Annotated in this window: 21 protein-coding genes; 17 read left to right on the plus strand and 4 right to left on the minus strand. The window is 58.6% G+C overall.

The window, feature by feature from the left end; genetic code table 11:
• Nucleotides 1-146: 146 nt before the first annotated feature.
• The 11 genes from ACR0MV_RS07475 (at nt 147) to ACR0MV_RS07525 (ending at nt 12,396) form a co-directional block, all read left to right on the plus strand.
• A complete protein-coding gene (locus tag ACR0MV_RS07475; RefSeq protein WP_480701611.1) occupies nt 147-980 on the plus strand; it encodes an FAD binding domain-containing protein in 834 nt (277 codons plus the stop codon).
• Nucleotides 973-3,723 (plus strand): molybdopterin-dependent oxidoreductase, encoded by a 2,751-nt coding sequence (locus ACR0MV_RS07480; protein WP_480701612.1) that lies wholly within the window; start codon nt 973-975, stop codon nt 3,721-3,723. The genes ACR0MV_RS07475 and ACR0MV_RS07480 overlap by 8 nt, the downstream gene beginning before the upstream one ends.
• Nucleotides 3,713-5,206, plus strand: a complete 1,494-nt coding sequence (locus tag ACR0MV_RS07485) for a 6-hydroxynicotinate reductase (RefSeq protein ID WP_480701613.1) — start codon at nt 3,713-3,715, stop codon at nt 5,204-5,206. The genes ACR0MV_RS07480 and ACR0MV_RS07485 overlap by 11 nt, the downstream gene beginning before the upstream one ends.
• Nucleotides 5,207-5,212: 6 nt before the next feature.
• Nucleotides 5,213-6,076, plus strand: a complete 864-nt coding sequence (locus ACR0MV_RS07490; RefSeq protein ID WP_170423710.1) for a UPF0280 family protein — start codon at nt 5,213-5,215, stop codon at nt 6,074-6,076.
• Nucleotides 6,069-6,650 carry an amino acid synthesis family protein gene (locus tag ACR0MV_RS07495; protein WP_170423712.1) on the plus strand — a complete coding sequence of 194 codons (582 nt, stop codon included), beginning with the start codon at nt 6,069-6,071 and terminating at the stop codon, nt 6,648-6,650. Before ACR0MV_RS07490 ends, ACR0MV_RS07495 begins: the two co-directional genes overlap by 8 nt.
• On the plus strand, nt 6,647-7,228 hold the full coding sequence (locus tag ACR0MV_RS07500) for an amino acid synthesis family protein (RefSeq protein WP_480701614.1): 582 nt from the start codon (nt 6,647-6,649) through the stop codon (nt 7,226-7,228). Before ACR0MV_RS07495 ends, ACR0MV_RS07500 begins: the two co-directional genes overlap by 4 nt.
• 88 nt (nt 7,229-7,316) lie before the next feature.
• On the plus strand, nt 7,317-8,531 hold the full coding sequence (locus ACR0MV_RS07505) for an ABC transporter substrate-binding protein (protein WP_170423716.1): 1,215 nt from the start codon (nt 7,317-7,319) through the stop codon (nt 8,529-8,531).
• 60 nt (nt 8,532-8,591) lie between these two features.
• Nucleotides 8,592-10,436, plus strand: a complete 1,845-nt coding sequence (locus tag ACR0MV_RS07510) for an ABC transporter permease (protein WP_170423718.1) — start codon at nt 8,592-8,594, stop codon at nt 10,434-10,436.
• Complete coding sequence (locus ACR0MV_RS07515) at nt 10,433-11,206, plus strand: ABC transporter ATP-binding protein (protein WP_480701615.1); 774 nt, start codon at nt 10,433-10,435, stop codon at nt 11,204-11,206. Before ACR0MV_RS07510 ends, ACR0MV_RS07515 begins: the two co-directional genes overlap by 4 nt.
• Nucleotides 11,199-11,900 carry an ABC transporter ATP-binding protein gene (locus tag ACR0MV_RS07520; protein WP_480701616.1) on the plus strand — a complete coding sequence of 234 codons (702 nt, stop codon included), beginning with the start codon at nt 11,199-11,201 and terminating at the stop codon, nt 11,898-11,900. The genes ACR0MV_RS07515 and ACR0MV_RS07520 overlap by 8 nt, the downstream gene beginning before the upstream one ends.
• A gap of 70 nt (nt 11,901-11,970) precedes the next feature.
• Complete coding sequence (locus tag ACR0MV_RS07525) at nt 11,971-12,396, plus strand: MarR family winged helix-turn-helix transcriptional regulator (protein WP_170423724.1); 426 nt, start codon at nt 11,971-11,973, stop codon at nt 12,394-12,396.
• Here the strand turns inward: ACR0MV_RS07525 and ACR0MV_RS07530 are convergent.
• Together ACR0MV_RS07530 and ACR0MV_RS07535 are read right to left on the minus strand one after the other, a co-directional pair.
• Nucleotides 12,391-13,503 (minus strand): CaiB/BaiF CoA transferase family protein, encoded by a 1,113-nt coding sequence (locus tag ACR0MV_RS07530; RefSeq protein WP_480701617.1) that lies wholly within the window; start codon nt 13,501-13,503, stop codon nt 12,391-12,393. The two genes, ACR0MV_RS07525 and ACR0MV_RS07530, sit on opposite strands and share 6 nt — an antisense overlap.
• 69 nt (nt 13,504-13,572) lie before the next feature.
• Nucleotides 13,573-14,739: an amidohydrolase family protein gene (locus ACR0MV_RS07535; RefSeq protein WP_480701618.1), complete on the minus strand. Its 1,167-nt coding sequence runs from the start codon at nt 14,737-14,739 to the stop codon at nt 13,573-13,575.
• A 158-nt stretch (nt 14,740-14,897) separates the two neighbouring features.
• Between ACR0MV_RS07535 and fdxA the strand changes: the two genes are divergently transcribed.
• Entirely contained in the window at nt 14,898-15,227 is a 330-nt protein-coding gene (fdxA, locus tag ACR0MV_RS07540; RefSeq protein ID WP_170423730.1) for a ferredoxin FdxA, read from the plus strand.
• Nucleotides 15,228-15,236: 9 nt separating this feature from the next.
• Complete coding sequence (locus ACR0MV_RS07545; protein ID WP_170423732.1) at nt 15,237-16,043, plus strand: ferredoxin--NADP reductase; 807 nt, start codon at nt 15,237-15,239, stop codon at nt 16,041-16,043.
• Between the two features lie 77 nt (nt 16,044-16,120).
• Here ACR0MV_RS07545 and ACR0MV_RS07550 read toward each other — a convergent pair whose 3' ends face one another.
• Nucleotides 16,121-16,891 (minus strand): crotonase/enoyl-CoA hydratase family protein, encoded by a 771-nt coding sequence (locus ACR0MV_RS07550; protein WP_480701619.1) that lies wholly within the window; start codon nt 16,889-16,891, stop codon nt 16,121-16,123.
• A gap of 9 nt (nt 16,892-16,900) precedes the next feature.
• Nucleotides 16,901-17,662, minus strand: a complete 762-nt coding sequence (locus tag ACR0MV_RS07555) for an SDR family NAD(P)-dependent oxidoreductase (RefSeq protein WP_170423736.1) — start codon at nt 17,660-17,662, stop codon at nt 16,901-16,903.
• A 206-nt stretch (nt 17,663-17,868) separates the two neighbouring features.
• On the opposite strand from ACR0MV_RS07555, the gene ACR0MV_RS07560 reads away from it, so the two are divergent.
• The 4 genes from ACR0MV_RS07560 to ACR0MV_RS07575 are packed head-to-tail and all read left to right on the plus strand — an operon-like array spanning nt 17,869 to nt 22,928.
• Complete coding sequence (locus ACR0MV_RS07560) at nt 17,869-19,710, plus strand: feruloyl-CoA synthase (protein ID WP_480701620.1); 1,842 nt, start codon at nt 17,869-17,871, stop codon at nt 19,708-19,710.
• The gene (locus tag ACR0MV_RS07565) at nt 19,710-21,338 is read left to right on the plus strand and encodes an acyl-CoA dehydrogenase family protein (RefSeq protein ID WP_480701621.1); all 1,629 of its coding nucleotides are present in this window, start codon (nt 19,710-19,712) and stop codon (nt 21,336-21,338) included. Before ACR0MV_RS07560 ends, ACR0MV_RS07565 begins: the two co-directional genes overlap by 1 nt.
• A 16-nt stretch (nt 21,339-21,354) precedes the next feature.
• Entirely contained in the window at nt 21,355-21,768 is a 414-nt protein-coding gene (locus ACR0MV_RS07570) for a Zn-ribbon domain-containing OB-fold protein (RefSeq protein ID WP_480701622.1), read from the plus strand.
• An 11-nt stretch (nt 21,769-21,779) separates the two neighbouring features.
• Nucleotides 21,780-22,928, plus strand: a complete 1,149-nt coding sequence (locus ACR0MV_RS07575) for an acetyl-CoA acetyltransferase (RefSeq protein ID WP_480701623.1) — start codon at nt 21,780-21,782, stop codon at nt 22,926-22,928.
• Nucleotides 22,929-22,958: the final 30 nt, after the last annotated feature.

The following is a 22,958-nucleotide window of genomic DNA, read 5'->3' on the forward strand; positions in this document are numbered from 1 at the left end:
AGCCTACGGTCAAGTAGCGTTTCGCCCAAACCAATCTTCCTGCATTTCGTTTACAGAAATCCGGGAAAACAAATCGTTGACATTTTTTTTGGTCACGTAATACCATTAGTGTACTAACGAGAAATTTCTCTGTAGGAATAGACACTTTGCGGTATCTAACACCCAGCACGCTTGACGACGCATTCAATTTGCTGACCACCCATGATCTGGCGATTGTCGCGGGTGGCACTGATTTTTTCTCATCCAGACAACGTCATGAGCTGTGTACAGACATTCTGGATGTCACCCGTATTGCCGGACTTTCAGGAATCGGAATCACTGAAAACCGCTGGAAGATCGGAGCTGCAACAAGCTGGACAGATATCGCACGGGCGGAACTACCCGCAGCCTTTCGAGGACTGCAAATGGCGGCCCTCGAAGTGGGCAGCCTGCAAATTCAGAACAGCGGCACGATTGCAGGCAACCTTTGCAACGCGTCACCGGCCGCTGACGGTGTGCCCCCCCTGCTGACGCTCGAAGCCTCAGTCGAGCTCGGTTCTGCGCGCGGTTTCCGGGAGGTTCCGTTGTCGGACTTCATAACAGGCGTGCGGCAGACACAGCGTGCGAGCGATGAGATCGTGACTGCAATCTATCTGCCTGCCCCACCAGACGGGGCTATCGGGCATTTCGAGAAGCTGGGCGCGCGCCGGTATTTGGTCATTTCGATCACAATGACTGCGGCTATTATCAACCTCGATGCGCGGGGCTGTATCTCACATGCGCGGATCGCGGTGGGGGCGGCTTCGGCTGTTGCACAACGCTTGAAAGCTCTGGAAACGGACCTGATCGGGCAAAACCCCGAAACCGTTGAAATATTGCACCGGCATTTGGCACCGCTCAGCCCGATTGATGATGTACGCGGCAACGCGGATTTCCGGCTTGAGGCCGTTGCAGAACAATGCCTACGGGCAGTTAAAGAGGCGGGCCAACGTCATGGATAAGCGCGCGGACGAGATAACGACACAGTTTACTCTGAACGGGAATCCCGTCAGCGCGGCCCCACGCGCTGGCGAACGCCTGTCCGAAATGCTGCGCGAACGGCTGGACACTCGCGACGTCAAGATCGGCTGCAATGCGGGCGATTGCGGTGCCTGTACCGTTTTGCTTGATGGCGCTCCGGTCTGTGCGTGCCTTGTGCCCGCGCAACAGGCTGCGGGACGGTCCGTGGAAACGGTTGCCGGGCTAACTCGTGACGATTATATCGCCCAAAATCTGGCCGACAGCTTTCAGAACCACGGCGCGGCGCAATGTGGGATCTGCACACCCGGCATGATGACCGCTGCGGTCGCGTTACTGCGCGAAACGCCTCAGCCGGACATAGAGCAAGTTCAGGATGCCCTTGGCGGCGTTTTGTGTCGCTGTACCGGGTATCGCAAGATCATCGACGCTGTCGTTGCTGTTGGTGCGGCCACTCAGCCCGCTGCAACAGCGGGCCATGCCGGAGAGGCCATCTGGCGCGTGGACGGGCTGGACAAGGTGACTGGGGCAGAACGGTTTGGCGACGACGTGGCCCCTGCGGGCACTTTGGAAATTTTCGTCATTCGATCCCCCTATCATCGCGCAGGATTCACGTTTGGCGATCTGGACGCATGGGCGCAGACAACCCCGAGTATCGAGGCTGTTCTGACTGCAGCGGACATTCCTGGACAGAATGTTTTTGGCGTCATCCCGGATTTTGCGGATCAACCTGTATTTGCCGAAACCGAGACCCGGTTCCGCGGCGAAGCAGTCGCTGCCATAGTCGCCCCGCCCGAGTTTGTCGCGACATTTGATCCGTCCAGCTTCCCGGTCACCTGGGACGAACGCCCTGCTGCACTGGAAACTCATAACGCCCTGACGCCCGAGGCGGCGCAATTGCACCCTGACCGAAACAACAACGTAATGTGCGGTGGTTTCGTGACCTGCGGCGCCCCAGAAAGCGCGTTGTCCAGCGCGGATGTCGTTGTCGAAGGCCGCTTCCGCTCGGGGTTTGTCGAACACGGCTATATCGAGCCCGAAGCGGGCTTCGCTGAAGTCGTCAATGGCCGGGTCGAAGTACATGCCTGTACGCAGGCCCCCGTGATGGATCTGGACGCGCTTGAGATCATGCTCGGAATGCCCCGTGACCAAATTCGCATTGTGCCAACCGGCGTCGGTGGTGGCTTTGGGTCGAAACTAGATGTGTCGGTACAGCCTTATCTGGCGTTGGCCACGCTCAAGACAGGCAAGCCTGTTCGACTGACCTATTCACGAACAGAGTCGATGCAATCGACCACCAAACGCCACCCCTCGGACCTGCGGGTTAAGATAGGGGCAAACAAAGACGGCACGATCAGCGGAATGACTTTTGACGGGCTGTTCAACACTGGCGCCTATGCCAGTTGGGGGCCGACCGTAGCTAACCGGGTGCCGGTTCATGCCTCGGGGCCGTACAGAATTGCCGATTACCGCGCTGAGGCCAAAGGCATCCATACGCATTGCCCGCCGTCCGGCGCATTCCGCGGGTTCGGCGTGCCGCAATCATCCATCGCTCAGGAAAGCCTGTTTGACGAACTGGCCGATCAACTGGATATCGACCCGCTGGATTTCCGCATCCGAAACGCCCTGGAAAACGGCGTGCCTACGGTTTGCGGCCAGGTCTTTGACCAAGGCGTCGGCATTCGCGCCTGTCTCGAGGCGCTTCGCACTGCATGGGTCGAGGAAAACGAAGCAGCCAACGCCTTCAACGCTCACAGCGATGCATTGAAACGCGGCGTCGGGTTGGCGGCAGGTTGGTATGGGTGCGGCAACACTTCTCTGCCCAATCCATCGACCATTAAGTCTGGTATCAAGGCGAATGGGACATTGGTGCTGCACCAAGGCGCGATGGATATCGGCCAAGGCGCCAATACGGTCATCACGCAAATATTCGCCACCGCGCTTGGCATTCCGGTTGGTCAGATTGAACGGATCGGGGCCGATACGGATGTAACGCCAGACGCAGGAAAGACCTCGGCCTCGCGGCAAACCTATGTCTCGGGCAGCGCAGCGCGTCTGTCGGGAGAAGCGCTGCGGGCGCAGATTTTGTCCCGCGTGAATGCCGGACCAGAGGCGGTGATATCGCTGAAAGCCGGTGCATTGGAGGTAAACGATCAGGGTCAGGCTCATGTTATCGATCTGGCCGCGCTGGAACCCGACGCCGAAGGCTATGTCCTGCGCGCCGAAGAAACCTATGACCCGCCGACAAAACCACTGGACGAAAACGGTCAGGGCGTACCCTACGCGCAGTTCGGATATGCCGCACATCTGGCCGTGGTCGAGGTGGATACCAAGCTCGGCACGGTGAAACCGATCAAATTCGTAGCCGCCCATGACGTCGGCAAGGCGATTAACCCGATGCTTGTCGAGGGTCAGGTACAGGGTGGCATCGCGCAAGGCCTCGGTATGGCGTTGATGGAGGAGTACCTGCCCGGTCGCACCGAAAACCTGCATGATTACCTGATCCCGACCATCGGCGACATCCCTCCGGTCGACACTATCATCGTCGAGGAAGCGGACGCCCACGGTCCGTATGGCGCGAAAGGTTTGGGAGAGCATGTGCTGATCCCTACCGCTCCAGCTCTTTTCAATGCAATCAAACGCGCCTGCGGCGTCCGGCTGACACAAGGTCCGGCCACGCCTGCCAAGCTGCGCGCGGCAATCAAGGAACAAACAGATGCCAACTGAACGCACAACACCGGAGAAGATCCGCTGCGACGCCTGCCCGGTGATGTGCTACATCGCGGAAGGCAAAGCCGGGGCCTGCGACCGCTACGCCAATCATGGGGGTGATCTGGTCCGTCTGGACCCGCTGACCATTATCGAAAACGCACAAGACGGGCAGCTTGTACCGTTTTTGAAAGATGGCAAAGATCCCGAAGACTGGGACGGTGACATCGTGCAGGGCACCCGCCCATTCGTCACCGCGGTCGGCGCGGGGACGACCTATCCCGACTACAAGCCTGCCCCCTTCATCGTCAGTCAGGACATCGAAGGCGTGGACATGGTTACTGTCGTGACCGAGGGGATATTCTCGTATTGCGGCGTCAAGGTGAAGATCGACACCGACCGCCATATCGGCCACGAACGCGATGTGGTCCGCGTGGATGGCGAGCCGGTCGGGCATGTGATGACATCCGAATACGGCTCGAAAATGTTGTCGCTGGGTGGTGTCGAACACCTGACCGGCGGCACCAAGAAAGAGGGCCGCGTGACTTGTGACGCCCTCTTGCGGCTGTGCAACCGCGAGGCCGTCGAGATGGTGATCGGCGATGACGGGCACGAGACGACCGTCATCGTACAAGCGGGCAAAGCACCGATTATCAACGGGGTCGAGGAAAAGCTGATGCGGGTAGGCTGTGGGTCGGCCACGATCGGTATGTTTGCCAAGCAATGGGTCGACCATGTGGACGACGTAGTGGTAGTAGACGACCACATCACCGGCGTTCTGTCCGAGCACCAGGCGGGCAAGATGCTGGATGTCGAACCTACAGGAATCAAGATCAACGGGCGGCGATCCACGCCCGGGCGTTACTTTCAGGTGGCCGAACCCGGCACCGGCTGGGGCGGTACGGATATCGAAGACCCCCTCAAAATTCTGGGCGATTTCAACCCAAAATTCGCGCGCGAAGGCCTGAGTTTGCTCATGGTCTCAACCACGGGCGAGCAGTATGGCTATTTCGAACTGGACGCTGACCTAAAGCCGCAACCAGCCGCGATACCTGCGGCGCTCAAGGCGTCGGCCGAACTGATTGCGGAAAACTGCGAACCGTCCGTCTGTTCGGTCCTGTTCATGGGTGGCGCTGGCGGCAGCCTGCGGGCGGGTGTGACCGAAAACCCGGTGCGGCTGACGAAATCCGTCAAGGACTCACTGACTTTCGTGTCCTGCGGCGGGGCCGAGGCCTATGTCTGGCCCGGCGGCGGCATTACCGTGATGGTGGACGTGATGGACATGCCGACGGGCTCTTTCGGATACGTGCCCACCCCGGCGCTGGTCGCCCCCATCGAGTTCACAATGCGCGTCAGCGATTATGACACCTTGGGTGGGCATATGGATGAGATCAAGCCGGTCTCTGACGTCGTCTCTGACGAGACGCGCAAAGTGGATCAGTTCGAGAACCAGCCAAACCCCATGGCATCCGCCAATTACCGCTGGGCAAAAGGAGCGTAACGTCCCTTGCATCCCACTTCCGCCATATCGCCTTGTGGTCGCAGGCTACACCTGCAACACGGCCCCATCGACCTGATCGTCGAGGCGGAAGGCGCGCGAGAGGTCGCGTTTGAGGCCGCACTGGCTCGGTTCCAGACCATCCTGCAGGGTTTGGTCGACGAGCTCCCACTGCTGAAAACGCCCATGACGCCAGACAGCCCGCAACCGCAAGGGCCGGTGGCGCTGCGCATGGATGCGGCCGTGCGCCCGCATTCGGGCGTATTCGTAACCCGTATGGCCGCAGTTGCAGGGGCAGTTGCTGACGAAGTTCTGGCGGCAATGTTACAGGCCACGCCGCTGGACCGCGCTTCGGTCAACAACGGAGGCGATATTGCCCTGCATCTGGGGCCGGGTCAGACCTTCTGCATCGCTATGAGTAGTCTCGACGGGCGTGATCTTGGCCGCATCGCCATTTCCGCTGCGGACGGGATCGGCGGCATCGCAACCTCGGGTCGAGGTGGGCGCAGCCTGAGCCTTGGTATCGCCGACAGCGTCACTGTACTGGCAAAAACAGCAGCGATGGCCGACGTTGCCGCAACGCTGATTGCCAACGCGGTTAATCTGCCGGGCCATCCCGTAATCCGACGCCGACCTGCCCACGACCTGCGCGATGACAGTGATCTGGGCGCGCTGCTTGTACCCGTTTCAATCGGCCCTCTCGCAGCCGAGGACACAAATCTCGCCCTGTCACGGGGCCTGAATACCGCCAAACAGATGCAAGCGAGAGGGCTAATCACCGCCGCCCATCTGTCGCTTGGTTCTCAATCCTGCCAGACGGGTGCCGCTCGGCTGGTGACCTCTTTTACTCAAAAGGTTTCTGAATATGCCTGATGTTCAACTGCGAAAAAAGCTGTTTTCGCTAGAAGAAATTTATCATGAGGGCGGGCCGGTCTCTGATAAGCCCCTACAGCGTGTCGCGGCGCTTGCTGTGATCGCAAACCCGTTTGCTGGCCGGTACGAACCTGAAATTCAGGGCTTTATGGACGACCTCAAACCGCTAGGGCTGGAACTTGCGCAGACCCTGATCGATATGCTGGGCGGGCCTGAGAACGTCGAAGGCTATGGTAAGGGCTCTTTGGTCGGCGAAGGCGGCGAGCTTGAGCATGGTGCCCTTTGGCACGCGCCCGGCGGTTACGCGATGCGGCAGCTTTTGGGCACGGCCAACGCGATTGTGCCATCGTCCAAGAAGGTCGGCGGCGTAGGCGCGCGGTTGGACGTACCGATCACGCATATCAATGCTTCGTACGTGCGCAGCCATTTCGACAGTATGGAAGTTGGTTGCAATGACGCTCCGCGCGCGGGCGAGTTGGCATTTGCATTGGTCATGACAAGCGGACCGCGGGTGCATTCCCGGTCTGGCGGGCTTGAGGCCTGGGACATCAAAGGAGAGGACGGTCTACGATGACAAAGATCCGCAAAATTGCCGTCAATGTCGAAGAAACACATATCGAAGCGGGCCGAGAGATATCACCCGCGACCCGCAAAGCCGTGGCCGTTGCGGTGATCGAAAACCCCTTTGCCGGGCAATATGTCGAAGACCTGACACTGTTGATGGACACCGGTGCCGAACTGGGGGCCTTGCTGGGACGCCGCTGTGTCGAGGCTCTGGGGATTACACCTGAACAGGCCGAAAGTTACGGCAAGTCCGCCATGGTCGGCGAAAATGGCGAGCTGGAGCATGCCGCCGCCATCCTGCACCCCAAACTTGGTGCCCCTTTGCGCAAAGAGGTCGAGAAAGGGGCCGCGTTGGTGCCTTCATCCAAGAAGATGGGAAGCCCCGGTCAGGTGTTAGACGTACCACTGGGCCACAAGGATGCCGCATATGTGCGCAGCCATTTTGATGGGATTGAGGTGCAGTTGAACGACGCCCCCCGCGCGAACGAAATCATGGTTGCTGTTGCGGTCACGGACAGCGGCAGACCCTTGCCGCGTGTCGGCGGTTTGACCACCAAAGAGGCAGAAGGCAAGGACGGGCTGCGCTGAATGAGAAAGGTGCGCTCTTTAGGGCTGACAATACTTTAAGAAGCCGGGATAACTGGCCGTGAAAAATGATCATCGGGAGGAATTTGAAATGAATCTGATCAGACGCACGGTTCTCGGTGCGCTTGCAGCGTTGCCTCTGGCCGGAATTTCGGCAGGGACCAGCTTTGCCCAAGACACAATCGTGCTGGGCGAAGTAAACAGCTACACCCGCCTGCCCGCCTTCACAGAGCCTTACAAGAAAGGCTGGCAACTGGCCGTTGAACAGATCAATGCGGCTGGTGGGATCGATGGCAAACAGCTTGAGGTGATCAGCCGCGACGATACCGGCGATCCTGCTACAGCCATTCGGATCGCCGAAGAGCTGGTGTCAAAAGACGGTGCCGTTCTGATCTTTGGCACTTTCCTGTCCAATATCGGCTTGGCGGTTTCGGACTTCGCCAAGCAGAAAGAGGTTCTGTTCCTGGCATCGGAACCCCTGTCCGACGCTATCGTCTGGTCCAAGGGCAACAAGTACACCTATCGCCTGCGCCCCTCGACCCATATGCAAGCCGCGATGCTCGCTGAACAAGCGGCCAAACTGGACGCGGTCAAATGGGCCACAGTCGCCCCGAACTATGCCTATGGTCAGGATGCGGTGAAGGCGTTCAAATCCGAGCTGACCAAACTGCGCCCGGATGTGGAGTTCGTTGAAGAGCAATGGCCGCCTGTTTTCAAAATCGACGCAGGTTCAACCGTTCGCGCGCTTGAGGCCGCGAAGCCCGACGCGATCTATAACGTGACGTTCGGAGGTGATCTGGCGAAATTCGTCCGCGAGGGCTCGCTACGGTTCCTGTTCGAAGACCGCGATGTGGTGTCTCTGCTGACGGGTGAGCCCGAGTATCTGGACCCGCTGGGTGCCGAAGCACCCGTGGGCTGGATTGTGACCGGCTATCCATCGACAGATATCGAAACGGATGAGCACAAGGCCTTTGCCGACGCCTATATCGAAAAATTCGGCGAAGCGCCCAAGACCGGTTCCATTGTGGGCTATAACTCGATCCTCGCCATTGCCGCTGCCCTTGAAAAGGCAGGCTCCACCGACACGGAAGCTCTGCTGGCGGCTATGGAAGGATTGGCTATCGACAGCAGCCCAACCGGGCCGTTCACCTTCCGCGCGGCGGATCATCAGTCCACGATGGGCGCTTATGTCGGCAAAACCGGCATGGTCGAGGGCAAGCCCGTGATGGTCGGCTGGGCCTATGCTAATGGTGCGGACTATCTGCCCAGCGAAGACGAGGCTGCAGCCTTGCGTCCGGCGGAATAAGCCGAACCGGCGGGGCAGTTCATGCCCCGCCGCCCAAAAAGAACAAGGGACGGTGGCCCGATGGGGTTCTATTTTGCACAGCTTCTGACCGGACTGGCGAATGCGTCTTCGCTGTTTCTGATCGCCTCAGGGCTTTCGATCATCTTCGGCGTCACGCGGATCGTGAATTTTGCCCACGGGTCATTCTATATGGTGGGCGCGTACCTCGCCTATACGCTGGTCACGCTTTGGAGCGGCAGTATCTTAGGTTTCTGGATCAGTGTCATTCTGGCCGCTGCCATCGTCGGGCTGATCGGTTTGGTGATCGAACTGACCATCCTGCGCCGTATTTATCACGCACCCGAACTGTTCCAACTGGTCGCCACGTTTGGCGTCGTTCTGATCTTTCAGGATGCGACGCTGGCCATCTGGGGGGCCGAAGACCTTCTGGGACCACGTGCACCGGGGCTGGATAGCGCTGTTCGCATCATGGGCGAGCCGATCCCGGAGTATGACCTCGCCCTGATCGCCATCGGTCCGGTGGTTCTGCTGGCCATCTGGCTGTTGTTCCACAAGACACGCTGGGGCGTTCTGGTCCGCTCCGCGACCCAGGACCGTGAAATGGTCGGAGCACTTGGCGTCAATCAGGCCTGGCTGTTCTCGGCGGCTTTTGTGCTTGGCTCATTCCTCGCAGGTTTGGGCGGCGCGCTGCAAATCCCGCGTGAGGCGGTGTCGTTGCAGATGGACCTATCGATCATTGGCGAGGCTTTCGTGATCGTCGTGATCGGCGGCATGGGCAGTGTATCCGGCGCGTTTGTTGCCGCCGTCTTGATCTCGGTCCTGAACGCCTTCGCCATCCTGATCTTCCCTCAGATCTCAATCGTTTTGCCCTTCATCATCATGGCGATTGTCTTGATCTTCCGCCCGCACGGCCTGTTTGGCAAACCCGGCAGCGAAAAAGGCGCGCCGGAAGAGCCCGAGCAACCACTGGCGCTCATGGATCAGAAATCTGCCATGGTTCTGATGGCAGCGCTGCTGGTTCTGGCGCTCAGCCCTCTGTTCACCGCCGACTTCACCTCGGTACTGATGGTGGATGTGATGGTTGCGACCCTGTTTGCGGTGTCCCTGCACTTTATGATGGGGGTCGGCGGGATGGTCAGCTTTGGCCATGCCGCCTATTTCGGCGTCGGGGCCTATGGCGCTGCGATGGCAGTCAAGCTCCTTGGGTTCGGGATGATCTCAGCGATGATATTTGGCCCGATCTGCGCGGCCACAGCCGCGCTATTTTTCGGCTGGTTCTGCGTTCGGTTGTCAGGTGTTTATCTGGCCATGCTGACACTTGCGGCGGCCCAAATCCTGTGGGGTGTCACCTTCCAGTGGCAGGAATTCACCGGCGGTGATGACGGCATCCTTGGCGTCTGGCCAGCCAAATGGGCCAGCGCGGACAAGGTCTATTTCTACATAGCCTTCGTCCTGTGCATCGGTGGCATCTGGGCTTTGCGCCGGGTCGCGTTCTCTCCGTTCGGGTATATCCTGCGCGGCGTCCGCGACAGCCAGACCCGAGCCGAATCCATCGGCATCGACACACGGTTTCATCAATGGATGGGCTTTGTGCTGGCCGGTGGGTTTGCAGGACTTGCGGGGGTCGTTTTCGCCTTTTCCAAAGGCAGCGTCTTTCCCGACAGCCTCAGCATCGCGCTCAGCATTGATGGCCTGATCATGGTCCTACTGGGCGGCATCCACGCGTTGGCCGGACCGATACTTGGGGCCGGAGCCTTTGTTTTGATCGAAGACTGGGTCACGCGGCTAGACTATTGGCGCTTTATCTTCGGAGCCATGATTCTGATCGTCGTGCTTCTGGCACCTGACGGGATCGCGGGCGGCGTGCAGCGTCTGTTCCGTGTGCTGAAAGGAGGGCAGGCATGACCAATGTTCTTGAGGTGCGGAACCTGTCCAAATCCTTTGGCGGTGTTCAAGCGGTCAAAGATGTAAACTTCGATCTCAAGGAAGGAGAGTTCCTGGCACTCATCGGGCCCAACGGTGCGGGCAAGACAACGTGTTTCAACATGCTGAACGGGTATCTGAAGCCCAATTCAGGCTCGGTTTCGCTGCGTGGGCAAGCTTTGATCGGACAACCTCCCCGCAAGATCTGGCGCTTGGGGGTTGGTCGCACGTTCCAGATTACAGCGACATTCCTATCGATGACCGTTGTCGAAAACGTCCAGATGGCCCTGATCTCGCACCAGCGGCGGGTGTTCGACCTGTTTTCGCGAGCAACCCGTTTGTACGTGGACCAGGCGATGGCGTTGCTGGAATTGGTATCGATGCAGGATCAGGCAGGCCGGGCCTGTTCAGAACTTGCCTATGGCGACTTAAAACGCCTTGAGCTTGCAATCGCGCTGGCCCACGAACCCGCTCTGCTGTTGATGGACGAACCGACCGCAGGCATGGCCCCGTCAGAACGGCTTGCCCTGATGGCCCTTACAGCAGAAATCGTGGCCAAAGGCGGCGTCAGCGTCGTGTTCACCGAGCACGATATGGACGTGGTTTTCGCACATGCACACCGTATTCTGGTCCTCAACCGGGGTGAGTTGATCGCCGAAGGAACAGGGTCGGAAATCCGCACAAACCCACTGGTCCAGGAGGTCTATCTGGGCGGCGGCACAGTCTTTGAAGCGGAGAGCGCCCATGCTTGATGTCCAAAATCTTGGGGCCTGGTATGGGCGCGCGCAAATCCTCAACGGCATCTCGCTGAGCGTGGGTGAAAACGAGGTCGTTGCTCTAATGGGTCGAAACGGTGCTGGGAAATCGACCACCATGAAGTCCATCATGGGGTTGGTGCGCCATATCGACGGCACCATCCGCTATGCTGATCGTGATATTCAGGGCAATGCGCCCCATGTGATATGCCGCGCTGGCATGGGCTACGTCCCGGAAGACCGCCGGATTTTCGGCGACCTGACCATCGAGGAAAACCTTGAAGTCGGGCGGCGTGCACCGCGCCCCGATGCCCCTGAATGGACACAAGAGCATCTGTTCGAACTGTTCCCCAACTTGGCCGAGCGACGCAAGAACCTGGGCAAGCAACTATCCGGCGGAGAACAGCAGATGCTGACCATCGCCCGGACCCTGATGGGCAATCCAAAGCTGGTTCTGCTGGATGAACCCTCAGAAGGCATCGCGCCTGTGATTGTCGAGCAAATGGCCCGTGTCATTGCCGAGCTAAAGCGCGAAGGCTTGTCTGTTTTGATCAGCGAACAGAATCTGCACTTTGCGCGGATCGTGTCGGATCGTGCCTACATCATCGAAAAAGGTGAGATGCGGTTCGAAGGCAGTTTTGCGGATCTTGATGACAATCCCGATATTTCAAACACTTATCTAGCGGTCTGACGGGTTGGTCTTGTGGGGCGCGCGCCTTTGTTTATTATAGTACAAACAATTAAATCAGGCAGGACGATTCATGACGGAGTCCATTGAAAGCTACGCGCTGGACGAACAGGTCGGCTATCTTTTGCGACTGGCAAACCAGCGCCATGCGTCGATCTTCCAGTCGCATACGCTTGAGGGGCTGACACCCACACAATTCGCTGCGTTGATCCGCATCGCCGAACTGGGCAAATGCTCGCAAAACCGGCTGGGACGGCTGGCCGCTATGGATGTGGCGACAATCAAAGGGGTTGTTGACCGACTTCGTCAAAAAGGGCTGACCGTGGTCGAACCGGACCCGGATGATAAGCGTCGCACGCTGATCTCTCTTTCCGCCGAAGGCGAAGCTTTGGTGAGCCGGATGAAGGACGTGGGTCAGAAGATCACCAACGAAACACTCAAACCTCTGACAGCTGCGGAACAGCGCAATCTGATCCGCATCCTACGCAAAATCTCATGAGCGCACCGGCCGCTTGGCCGATGCTTTATCCAAGCTCAACGCGGACCTCGAAAACCGAATAGGTGTCCGCAGACCCGGTACGCCTTCAGGGGAGATCTGCATGCCCCGATGTTGAATCTGCGGATCGCTAAGCGCCTCTTGAACCGAGTTGATGGGACCACCGGGAACGCCGTTCTGTTCCAAGGCTGCCAACAGATCCGCTTTGGACCATTTCTGACAGGCCTGTGTCAGCGCATCAGTCAATTCAGCGCGATTGACCACGCGATCCGCGTTTGAGCCGTATCGCGCATCGTCAATCAACTCGGTCAAACCCAGAATCCGGCATAGGCTGGCATATTGGCGGTCGTTGCCACAGGCGATGATGATATGACCGTCGGCCACGGGAAACACTTGGTAGGGCACAATATTGGGATGCGCATTGCCCAAACGCGTCGGGCATTGGCCTGAGGCAAGGTAGTTCATAGCCTGGTTGGCCAAAACGCCGGTCATGCAATCCAGCAAGCTCAGATCAACGTGTTGGCCCAGGCCCGAACGTTCACGCTCGGCCAATGCTGCCTGAATGCCAATCACTCCGTAGAGGCCAGTGAAAATGTCGGCGAAGGCAACACCAATCTTTTGTGGCTCACCCTGCGGGTCCCCGGTCAGGTCCATGATCCCGCTCATGCCCTGGATCAGAAAGTCATATCCTGCGCGATGCGCGTAGGGTCCATCCTGCCCGAAACCCGTGACCGAGGCATAGATCAATCCGGGATTGATCTCTTTGACGCTGTCGTAGTCCAAACCAAACTTTTTCAGCCCGCCGACTTTGAAGTTCTCGATCAGCACATCTGCTTCACAGATCAGCTCCAGCAGCTTGGCTCGGTCGCCCTCCTCCCGGAAGTCCAGAGCTATGCTGTCCTTGCCCCGGTTGGCGGCGTGGAAGTAAGCGGCGGTTCTGTCTCCGTCACGCTCAATGAACGGAGGACCCCATTTGCGAGTGTCATCGCCTTCGGGGCTTTCGACTTTGAGCACCTCGGCGCCAAGATCGGCCAATGTCTGCCCGATCCATGGCCCGGCCAGAATGCGGGCCAGTTCGATCACTTTCAAACCTTGCAAAGGTGCGCTCATGGGCTGAACCTCTCAAAATTCTCCGCGCTGGACCGGCCTGCGGAGGGGACAGTTCGGAACGTAATAGTATCAGCTGACGACGTTTGGCAATCGGGTCGCAGGGGGCGTATTGCGGCTGCGTTCGGATCGAACCACCCCGTCGATGATCGTCATCCCGACGCCCGGAAGATTGCCCAGTTGCACTGATTCCAGAATGTTCTTACCCGGCGCATGCTGTGCCTGATCCATCAGGACAAAATCAGCGCAATACCCTTTTTCGATCAGACCCGTATCCAGCTCGCGTTGGCGCGAAGTGTTGCCGTTGGCAAAGCAGAACGCGATTTCGGCCGGGACATTGCCCAATGCCGACAGCATCGCCACCATCCGCATGATGCCCAAAGGCTGCACGCCTGAACCCGCCGGGCCGTCAGTACCCAGAATGATCCGATCCATCTGCTTTAGCTCGCGCGCCGTGTTCAACGTCAAAAGTGCGGCGCGTTCGTTGCCGTTATGGACGATCTCAAGACCCGCGGTGCAGCTTTCGCATAGGCACATGATCTGATCGTCGGGGAGTGCCGAATGGCCGCCGTTGATATGCCCGATCACGTCCGTCCCGGTTTCCAAAACCATATCTGCGTCGATCAAACCCGAGCCCGGGATCGAGGGTCCTCCGGTATGGATCGTGGACTGAATGCCGTATTTTCGCGCCCAGTCGACCATCTGCTTCGCAGTCTTGCCGTCCTTGACGGTGCCCAGACCCACCTCACCCAGCAGTTTGACACCGGCATCGGCCATCTCTTTGAAATTTTCCTCGACCATGCCGTGTTCGATGACCGGTGCACCGGCATGAACCTTGACGCCCGAAGGGCGGAAGTTCTCGTACCAACGTTGCGCCGCGATCGCCATCGCCTTGAGCCCCACCACATCCTTGGGGCGGCCAGGCATATGCACCTCACCCGCTGAAATCAGCGTTGTCACCCCACCGTGCAACGTGGAATCGATCCAATGAAGCTGTTGCTGACGGGGCGTGTAATCCCCGACAACCGGGTGGATATGGCTGTCGATCAAGCCCGGTGCCAAGGTAACGCCATTGGCGTCCACTACGGTATCGGCACCTTCGCAATCCAGGTCCTTTTCATATCCCCACTCGGCAATCTTCCCGTCTATTGCGATCAGGCAATCGGCCTCCAGAATCGGCTCCTCCATCTTTCCTGACAGCATGAGCCCGATGTTTTTGATGACCAGTTTTTCTGCCATTTCGCCCTCCCGACGCAGCACGGATATTGTTAGCACACTAACTTGTTATGGTATTTGGTCAAGTCCCGACAATCGCGAAATTTCATTCGTATAGAAACATGTTGACAGGCCTGGCACTTCGGTAATACTCATTCGTATACTAACAGTTAGGCCGATCCATGACCTATGTCGTCACCGAAAACTGCATCAACTGCAAATTCACCGATTGTGTGGAAGTTTGCCCCGTGGACTGCTTCTACGAAGGGGAAAACACATTGGTCATCCATCCCGATGAATGCATCGACTGCGGTGTGTGTGAACCGGAATGCCCCGCTGACGCAATCCGACCGGACACCGAGGATGGGATGGCGAAATGGGTCGAGCTAAACGGCAAGTACGCAGAGGCCTGGCCTGTCATCACCGAAAAGAAAGACCCGATGCCCGACGCAGACGACTGGAACGGCAAGGACGGCAAACTGGAGCTTCTGTCCGAAGCCCCGGCAGAATAGGAGATCAAGATGTCGCTGGATGCCACGACCAAGACCGAGTCCCCCATTCCGGCGGGTGTGTTCGCCGAAACCGTGACCGAGGTGAAGCACTACTCCGACCGGTTGTTCAAATTCCGCATCACCCGCCCGTCATCCTTTCGGTTTCGATCCGGTGAGTTTGTGATGATTGGCCTGCCCAACGCCGAGAAACCCGTGTTCCGCGCCTATTCCATCGCCTCCCCCAGCTGGGACGAAGAGATCGAGTTTTACTCGATCAAAGTCCCCGGCGGCCCACTAACCGAACACCTGCAGAAGATTCGCGAAGGTGACACGGTTTTGATGCGCAAGAAGCCGACTGGGACGCTGGTCAATGACGCGCTATTGCCGGGCAAACGGCTATGGATGTTCTCGACCGGCACCGGCATTGCGCCTTTTGCTTCGCTGATGCGCGATCCCGAAACCTACGAGAAGTTCGACGAGGTGATCCTGACCCATACCTGCAGGGAGCTGGGTGAGCTGGACTATGGCAAGGAGCTTGTCGCCGCGCTCAAGTCGGATCCGCTGGTCGGCGAGATGGCGCAGAATTTGCGGCACTATTGCACCCTCACGCGTGAGGATTATCCGTTCAAAGGCCGGATCACCGATCTGATGGCATCCGGCAAAGTGTTCGATGATCTGGGCCTGCCGCCGATCTCACCAGAAACGGATCGCGGGATGATCTGCGGCTCGATGGCGATGCTGCAGGATACCAAGGCCGCGCTGGAAAGGTTTGGGCTGGAAGAAGGCGCGAACAACAAACCCGCAACTTTTGTGGTCGAACGCGCCTTTGTCGATTGACCAACCGGGGCTCTGCCCCGGCCCGACACCGGGATCTGGTGAAACGCTCTCACACCGGATCCCGCGTGTCTCGGGACTTACTGATTGTCCCGCTTTCCCGTCTTGTTCAGAAATGCCTCCATCCCAGCCCGCGCTTCGGTTGAGGATTGGGCAATCGCCGCCGCAAGGCTTTCGGTAAAGAACCCATCGCTAGCCGACATGTCGTTGATGCGCGTAATCGCCTGCATCATCATGTAATTGGACAGCGGCGCATTCTCGGTCACTCGCATAGCCAGTTCCATCGCCTTGTCGAACACGGTTCCGTCCGGCTCGACATAATGCGCCAATCCCAGTTGCAACCCTTCGTCCGCGCCGTATCGGCGACCGGTCAGCATCATCTCCATCATCCGGCTGGCTCCGATGATCCGCCCAACGCGAACTGTTGCGCCGCCGCCGACAAAGATCGCACGGCGGCCTTCAGGCAGCTCATAGAACGTGTCCTGCTGCGAGACCCGGATATGCGCGGTCATCGCCAGTTCCATCCCGCCACCCAGCACACCGCCGTTCATTGCAGCCACAACCGGAACCCGGCCATATTCGATCTTGTCGAAAATCCGGTGCCACAGGCGGCATTCGTGCATCGCCCCAGCGGCATCCCGCATCGAGTGCTCCAACAGGTCCAGTCCGGCGCAAAAATGCTGACCAGAACTACGGATCACCACCGCGCCGATCTCATCAGGAAGGGTGTCGAAATAGTGCTCGATCTCGAACAGGAGCCCGTGATTGATCGCATTGAACTTGGCAGGTCGGTCCAGTGTCAGGACGCCGATCGCACCGTCGATTTCCGTACTTATATGTGTGTATTCCATTGCCTAGCCTTACTTGGGTTCCAGACGGATCGCGCCATCCAGACGCACGCATTCTCCGTTCAGCATTGTGTTTTCGATCATATGCCCTGCCAGCCGTGCAAATTCGGCGGGCTGTCCAAGACGGGACGGAAAGGGCACCTTGGCCCCAAGACTGTCCTGAATTTCTTGCGGCAGCAAATCCATCATGGGCGTAGAAAATATGCCCGGGGCAATGGCCATGACCCGCACGCCCGAGCGGGCGAATTCCCGCGCTGCGGGCAAGGTCAGGCTGGCCACGCCCCCTTTTGAGGCCGAATAGGCCGCCTGCCCGATCTGCCCTTCGAACGCTGCCGCAGAGGCGGTGTTGATGATGATTCCACGCTCATTGTCTTCCAGCGGGTCGTTCTGCATGATCCGTTCGGCTGCAAGGCGCATCACGTTGAAGGTCCCGATCAGGTTGATTTGAACCGTCCGCGCGAACCCCTCCAACGAAGCCGGACCGTTACGCCCAACAATCCTTTCTCCATGGGTGACGCCGGCACAGTTCACCAAGATTCGCGGCAAACCATTGGCCGCAGTCGCCGTCTCCAATGCCTTTTGCACCTCTTCCTCGCTGGTCACATCGCAGGGGGCAGCGACGGCCCCAAGACGCGTGGCCGCCTCTTGCAGCTTGTCACCCGGCAAATCAAAAAGAGCCACTTTTGCGCCTTGAGCGGAAAGAAACTCTGCCGTGGCCAAGCCCAGCCCCGAGGCACCACCGGTCACAATTGCGGACGCGTTTTCAATTCTCATGTGTTGTCTCCCTGTCTGGCCACAGCGCGGTGACGCAACGAAATCAAGCGATGATCTTGCGGCATCTCGTGTTGCGCCTTACCCCTTTGGCTTAACTTTAGTGAACGATCAATAATACATTTGCACACTAACAATTAATTGGGTAGCCTGATTTTGCAATTCGCATCGCGCCGCAGACAAATTGGCCGGATGACAGGGAGAGGAAAATGAGCAGTTCAGCCCAGCAAAGCGAGACGACCTTGTCACGCACGGCCAAGTTCGCGCCAGCCAGTGTGCTTCGCGAAGACCTGGGCGGTGGTGCATTCGTTCTGCGAAGCTCTTATCCGCTGGACATGAACGTGGGCTGTTTGTCCGAATATTTGGAACGATGGGCCATAGACGCACCGGACCGACTGTTTTTGGCCGAGCGCGGAGCCGATGATCGCTGGGTCAGCGTGACCTATTCAGAAACCCTGGCACAGACCAAGGCCTTGGCCGCCTTTTTGCTGAGCAAAGGGTTGAACAAGGACCGTCCACTGCTGATTCTGTCAGGTAATTCGGTGCGGCACGGATTGCTCATGCTCGCGGCCATGCATGTGGGTATTCCGGTTGTACCGGTTTCAGTTCCTTACTCACTGTTCGACGAGTCGCTGGCGAAGCTGCGCCATATCGTCAAGACGACCAATCCCGGGATGGCTTATGCCGATGATGCCTCAGCCTACGCGCGGGCCTTTGACTATCTGGCCTCGGAAGACATCGAACTGCTGTCAGACAACGGCGCACAGACCTTTGATCAAGCCCTGCAATCCGCAGCAGGCAGTGCGGTAGATCAGGCAAGAGCAACCGTCAACAACGACACGATCGCTAAGATTCTGTTCACCTCGGGATCTACTGGGATGCCCAAAGGGGTCATCGTTACCCAGGCCATGATGCTTGCCACGCAAGAGGCCGTGGTGAAAATCTGGCCATTTCTGGAAAGCGCGCCACCAGTCATCGTGGATTGGCTGCCGTGGAACCACACGTTCGGTGGCAACTTTAATTTCAACATGATGCTGCGCAACGGCGGCAGCTTTTACATCGACGACGGCAAACCTGTCCCGGGCGAGATCGAAAAAACGATCCGCAACGTGCGCGAGGTGTCACCGTCTCTGTTTTTCAACGTGCCGCGCGGCTTTGACATGTTGCTGCCCGCCCTGCGCGAGGATGCAGCCTTGCGCAGCGCGTTCTTCAAGCGGCTGGATCTGATCTTTTTCTCAGGCGCCGGACTGCCGGACCATCTGTGGGAAGGCCTTGAACAACTGGGGCTTCAAGAACGCGGCGAGAAAATCCCGTTTGTCAGCGCCTGGGGCCTGACCGAGGCGATGATGGCCACGTGTGTCCATTTCCCCATCGACAAGGCCGGCGTGATCGGCGTGCCAGGACCGGGGTCTGAAATCAAATTTTTGCCCAATGGTGGCAAGCTGGAAGTGCGGGTGCGCGGGCCTCATGTCACGACAGGCTACCTGAACAATCCTGAAAAAACGGCCGAGGCCTTCGACGAAGAGGGTTACTTTCTGACCGGCGACGCCGGACGGCTGCAAGATCCGGACGATCCGTCCAAAGGCATCGTGTTCGACGGGCGGATTTCCGAGAATTTCAAGCTGATGACCGGAACCTGGGTCGCAGTCGGCAATCTGCGCGTGAACCTGTTGCAAGCCCTCAGCCCGATCGCTTCGGATGCGGTCATCACCGGGCACGACCGGACCGAGATTGGCGCTTTGTTGTTCCTAAACGCCGATGAGTGCAAAACGCTGACAGGACGGGATGATACGCTGGCAGGCTACGCAGATGATCCCGCGGTACGGACCTTTATCGCCGAAAAGCTGGCCGTCTTTAACGCAGATCAGACTGGCAGCGCCACGCGCGTCAAACGTGCCCGCATAGAACGCGACGCCCCGTCGGTCGAAAAAAATGAGATCACCGACAAAGGCTATATCAACCAACGCCTCGCGTTGGAGCTGCGGGCTGACGCGGTGCTCGAACTTTATGCCGGGACCGGCGACGTCATTCTGTCCGGAAAGGCAACCTGATGATCGACTACACCGCCTCTGAGGCCGAGATTGCGTTTGTCCTGAAGCATATCGGCCGTCCCGACCGCCTGCCCGACTGGAGCGATGATCTGGCCGAGGCCGTGATCCCCGCGCTTGCTCGATTTATAAACGCCGAAATCGCTCCTTTGGACATGATCGGCGAAGATCAGGGCGCGCGGCTCGAGAACGGCCGTGTTCGTATGCCGCCTGAAATGGTGGCCGCATATCGGCGCTATTCCGACGCGGGGTGGCCGGGGCTGTGCGCGCCTGAATCCCATGGCGGCCAAGCCCTGCCCCATATTCTGGGCGCGGTTCTGGCGGACATGTTGGCGGGCGCGTGTATCTCGTATGAAATGGTGTTGAGTTTGGCGCAAGGTTGCATCCGAACCATCAGCGCATCGGGCCGTGACGATCAAAAAGCGAGGCTACTGCCGCCGTTGGTGTCGGGCGAGTGGCTGGCGACAATGTGCCTGACCGAACCTGAAGCGGGCTCGGATCTGGGTCGCATCAAAACCACAGCAACACCGGACGGCGACGGGTATGCTCTGAGCGGCACCAAGATTTTTATTTCCGGTGGTGATCACGACTATACGGATAACATTCTGCATCTGGTACTGGCGCGCACACCCGGTGCGGCTCCGGGGGTGCGAGGTGTGAGCCTGTTTGCCTGCCCAGCCGTTTTGCCGGACGGGAAACGTAACACGGTCCAGACCTTGCGCATCGAAGACAAGATGGGCATGCATGCCTCACCCACATGCCAGATGGCTTTTGAAAATGCGCGGGGCGAATTGCTGGGCGAAGAAGGCAAAGGCCTTGCCGCAATGTTCACCATGATGAACGCCGAGCGGCTGGACGTCGCCCTGCAGGCCGTGGGTCAGATGGACGTCGCGTTTCAACGCGCCCGGACACATGCGACCGGTCGGCGACAAGGCACGACAGCCGAAGGGACCGCTCTGATCACCGAACATGGGGATGTGCAGCGTATGCTGCTGGATATTTACGCCCACACAATGGGCTGCCGGGCAATGGTCTATCGCACATTCGTGGATATGGAGCTGGGGGCCGATCAAGCTCTGTTGGATATTCTGACGCCCACCTGCAAGGCCTTTGCGACGGACGCGGTGAATGTAGCTTCAAGCCAGGCGGTGCAAATCCACGGCGGCTATGGGTTCTGCAAAGAGTACCGGGTCGAACAGATCATGCGCGACAGTCGCATCATGGCGATCTACGAAGGTACGAATGGCGTCCTTGCAAACGGCATTGCCCGTCGCGCGATCCGCGCCAATGGTGGCGCGGCAGCCGAGGCGTTTGCCGAGCTCGTTGCAAACGGGCCCAGCTCGATGGAGCTCGCCGATGCGATTGACGCCTGGAAGGCTGCCACCATTGCGATGCAGGGTTCCTCGGATATTGGCCCCTCGGTCGCCGACTACATACGTCTGACCGGGCTGGTCTATTTCGGCCGTGTCTGGGCCGATATGGAAGCTGCGGCAGACGCCGCACCGCAACCCGAATTGCTGCGCGCGGCTGCAGCCCATGTCCGATCCCGCATCCTGCCAGAGGCCGGATTGCTGCGCCACCGCATTCTCAATCCTGAACCCACACATTCCGCGGCAATCTTTGCCGCCTGAAAACCAAGGACCACAAATGACCGACTTTACCCTCCCCGAAGCCAGCCCACAGGCCGACGCGGCGTTTCGCGCCGGTCTGACCGCTGGGAAGTTCCTGATCCAACGGTCCAAAACGACGGGCGAATACAACTTTTTTCCTCGGGTCCTGTCACCCACCACCGGCGCCGATGATCTGGAATGGGTCGAAGCCAGCGGCAAAGGCACGGTCTATGCATCGACCATCATTCGACGCCCCGAGAAGTTCGGCGGTGACATCAATAACGTTCTGATCGACCTAGACGAAGGGCCTCGAATGTTCAGCCGGATCGTCGACGTGGACAACGAGGCGATCACCATCGGGATGAAAGTGCAGGCTGTTGTCATGACCCCCGACTTTGGCCCCAACGCAAAATCCGGCGAACCCGCCGTATTCTTCAAGCCCGCGGAATAAGGAGACCAAACATGGCACACGCACTTCGCGGCAAATCCGCAATCGTCGGCAAAGGCTATTGGGGTCTGGGAAAAACGCCCAACACGTCGCCCATGGAACTGATCGCCAAGGCCACGCAAAACGCGCTGTCCGATGCCGGAATGGACCTGTCCGAGATCGACGGTGTTTGCGGTGGGACGTTCTATCACTTCTTCCCTACCCTCTCGATTGCCGAGTATCTGGGGATCAAACCGACATGGGCCAACTCGGATATGGTGGGCGGATCTTCTTTCATGTCCTACCTGGTCGAAGCCACCATGGCGATTCAGGCAGGCCTGTGTAAGAACGTTCTGATCTGTTACGGCTCGAATGCAAAATCCGCCCGTGATCTCAACGGCCTGATCGAAACCCCGCAATGGGAACGTGCCTATGAGCCGATGGTTCCGGTGCCGGGCTACGCCTTCACTGCGCAGCGGTACATGCACGAATTCAACGTGCCCAAAGAGCATTTTGGCCACGTTGCAATCTCGGCCCGGAAATGGGCGCAGCTGAACCCGGATGCCACCATGCGGTCTGAGCTGACGATGGAAGAGTACCTGAATTCGCCTAAGGTTGCGGATCCGCTGGCTGTTCTGGACTGCTGCCTGATGTCAGATGGCGGCGCCGCGATCATCGTGACTTCGGCGGAGCGCGCAAAAGACTATCAGGAAAAGCCTGCCTATTTCCTGGGTGGCGGCAATGCTATTTCACATCGCGAAATCAGTCAGGCACCTGCACTGACAACGACCTGCGCTGCTGAAAGCTCGAAACGGGCGTTCGAAATGGCCGGGATTACCACAAAAGATGTGGACGTGGTCGAGTTGTACGACGCCTTCACCATCAATACTCTGTTGTTCCTTGAGGACATGGGTTTTGTGAAAAAGGGCGAAGCTGGTGTATTTGTGGCCGACGGCAACATCGCGCCGGGTGGATCGCTGCCGGTGAATACCAATGGCGGCGGTCTCAGCTTTGTGCACCCCGGCATGTACGGATTGTTCTGCCTGATCGAGGCCGCGACCCAAATCCGGGGCGACGGCGGCGACCGCCAGATCGAAGACGTGAACATCGCGATTGCCCATGGCAACGGCGGCACATTCTCGAACGAATTCACCACCGTCTTGGGTAGCGAAGCCGCGCTGTAAAGAAAACAAGGATTGGGGGGCATTTGCCCC

The sequence above is a fragment of the Ruegeria sp. BC3 genome (genome assembly GCF_056539265.1).

Bases quoted from the DNA above. Each gene is read 5' to 3' on its own strand.
- ACR0MV_RS07480 (WP_480701612.1), top strand. From the start codon at position 973: ATGGATAAGCGCGCGGACGAGATAACGACACAGTTTACTCTGAACGGG.
- ACR0MV_RS07485 (WP_480701613.1), top strand. From the start codon at position 3,713: ATGCCAACTGAACGCACAACACCGGAGAAGATCCGCTGCGACGCCTGC.
- ACR0MV_RS07495 (WP_170423712.1), top strand. From the start codon at position 6,069: ATGCCTGATGTTCAACTGCGAAAAAAGCTGTTTTCGCTAGAAGAAATT.
- ACR0MV_RS07500 (WP_480701614.1), top strand. From the start codon at position 6,647: ATGACAAAGATCCGCAAAATTGCCGTCAATGTCGAAGAAACACATATC.
- ACR0MV_RS07505 (WP_170423716.1), top strand. From the start codon at position 7,317: ATGAATCTGATCAGACGCACGGTTCTCGGTGCGCTTGCAGCGTTGCCT.
- ACR0MV_RS07510 (WP_170423718.1), top strand. From the start codon at position 8,592: ATGGGGTTCTATTTTGCACAGCTTCTGACCGGACTGGCGAATGCGTCT.
- ACR0MV_RS07515 (WP_480701615.1), top strand. From the start codon at position 10,433: ATGACCAATGTTCTTGAGGTGCGGAACCTGTCCAAATCCTTTGGCGGT.
- ACR0MV_RS07520 (WP_480701616.1), top strand. From the start codon at position 11,199: ATGCTTGATGTCCAAAATCTTGGGGCCTGGTATGGGCGCGCGCAAATC.
- ACR0MV_RS07525 (WP_170423724.1), top strand. From the start codon at position 11,971: ATGACGGAGTCCATTGAAAGCTACGCGCTGGACGAACAGGTCGGCTAT.
- ACR0MV_RS07530 (WP_480701617.1), bottom strand. From the start codon at position 13,503: ATGAGCGCACCTTTGCAAGGTTTGAAAGTGATCGAACTGGCCCGCATT.
- ACR0MV_RS07535 (WP_480701618.1), bottom strand. From the start codon at position 14,739: ATGGCAGAAAAACTGGTCATCAAAAACATCGGGCTCATGCTGTCAGGA.
- fdxA (WP_170423730.1), top strand. From the start codon at position 14,898: ATGACCTATGTCGTCACCGAAAACTGCATCAACTGCAAATTCACCGAT.
- ACR0MV_RS07545 (WP_170423732.1), top strand. From the start codon at position 15,237: ATGTCGCTGGATGCCACGACCAAGACCGAGTCCCCCATTCCGGCGGGT.
- ACR0MV_RS07550 (WP_480701619.1), bottom strand. From the start codon at position 16,891: ATGGAATACACACATATAAGTACGGAAATCGACGGTGCGATCGGCGTC.
- ACR0MV_RS07555 (WP_170423736.1), bottom strand. From the start codon at position 17,662: ATGAGAATTGAAAACGCGTCCGCAATTGTGACCGGTGGTGCCTCGGGG.
- ACR0MV_RS07560 (WP_480701620.1), top strand. From the start codon at position 17,869: ATGAGCAGTTCAGCCCAGCAAAGCGAGACGACCTTGTCACGCACGGCC.
- ACR0MV_RS07565 (WP_480701621.1), top strand. From the start codon at position 19,710: ATGATCGACTACACCGCCTCTGAGGCCGAGATTGCGTTTGTCCTGAAG.
- ACR0MV_RS07570 (WP_480701622.1), top strand. From the start codon at position 21,355: ATGACCGACTTTACCCTCCCCGAAGCCAGCCCACAGGCCGACGCGGCG.
- ACR0MV_RS07575 (WP_480701623.1), top strand. From the start codon at position 21,780: ATGGCACACGCACTTCGCGGCAAATCCGCAATCGTCGGCAAAGGCTAT.